Source organism: Staphylococcus sp. HMSC077D08 (assembly GCF_001837945.1).
Classification (GTDB): Bacteria; Bacillota; Bacilli; order Staphylococcales; family Staphylococcaceae; genus Staphylococcus; species Staphylococcus epidermidis.
This window is the reverse complement of record NZ_KV834815.1, coordinates 10,439-11,197: the sequence shown is the minus strand read 5'-3', so window position 1 is coordinate 11,197 and position 759 is coordinate 10,439. Positions and strand designations below refer to the sequence as shown.

Sequence of the window (759 nt, the reverse complement as noted above, 5' to 3'; positions counted from 1 at the left end):
AGGTCGGTGGTTCAAATCCGCCTCCCGCAATATTACTAATATAGGTTTCGTGGTGAAATAGCTAAAATACATATTGTTTTTCAGAACATATAAAACTTAGTTTTCAAAGAGGTATCATTACGAATTTTTATTTTGGTTCAGTAGCTCAGTTGGTAGAGCAATGGATTGAAGCTCCATGTGTCGGCAGTTCGATTCTGTCCTGAACCATACCTATAGCCGGCCTAGCTCAATTGGTAGAGCAACTGACTTGTAATCAGTAGGTTGGGGGTTCAAGTCCTCTGGCCGGCACCATTTTTAGGAGGGGTAGCGAAGTGGCTAAACGCGGCGGACTGTAAATCCGCTCCTTCGGGTTCGGCAGTTCGAATCTGCCCCCCTCCACCATCATATATAGGGGCATAGTTCAACGGTAGAATAGAGGTCTCCAAAACCTTTGATGTGGGTTCGATTCCTACTGCCCCTGCCATGGCGGTTGTGGCGAAGTGGTTAACGCATCGGATTGTGGTTCCGACACTCGAGGGTTCGATTCCCTTCAACCGCCCTTTATATTAATGGGCTATAGCCAAGCGGTAAGGCAACGGACTTTGACTCCGTCATGCGCTGGTTCGAATCCAGCTAGCCCAGTTATTGGCGGCATAGCCAAGTGGTAAGGCAGAGGTCTGCAAAACCTTTATCACCGGTTCAAATCCGGTTGCCGCCTCCAGGTTATTATGCGGGAGTAGTTCAACTTTTAGAACACATTCCTTCCCGGAATGAGATATA

7 tRNA genes are annotated in these 759 nt (G+C 47.6%); all 7 read left to right on the top strand.

From position 1 onward, the window contains the following. Positions 1-134: 134 nt before the first annotated feature. Positions 135-207 (top strand) — tRNA-Phe (locus HMPREF2663_RS09540). 8 nt (positions 208-215) lie between these two features. After that, positions 216-291: transfer RNA gene (locus tag HMPREF2663_RS09535), tRNA-Thr, on the top strand. A 6-nt stretch (positions 292-297) separates the two neighbouring features. Continuing rightward, positions 298-381: transfer RNA gene (locus tag HMPREF2663_RS09530), tRNA-Tyr, on the top strand. A gap of 8 nt (positions 382-389) precedes the next feature. Next, positions 390-463: transfer RNA gene (locus tag HMPREF2663_RS09525), tRNA-Trp, on the top strand. Positions 464-465: 2 nt separating this feature from the next. Further along, positions 466-538 (top strand) — tRNA-His (locus tag HMPREF2663_RS09520). An 11-nt stretch (positions 539-549) separates the two neighbouring features. Continuing rightward, positions 550-621 (top strand) — tRNA-Gln (locus HMPREF2663_RS09515). 5 nt (positions 622-626) lie between these two features. Further along, a tRNA-Cys gene (locus HMPREF2663_RS09510) sits at positions 627-700 on the top strand. Positions 701-759: the final 59 nt, after the last annotated feature.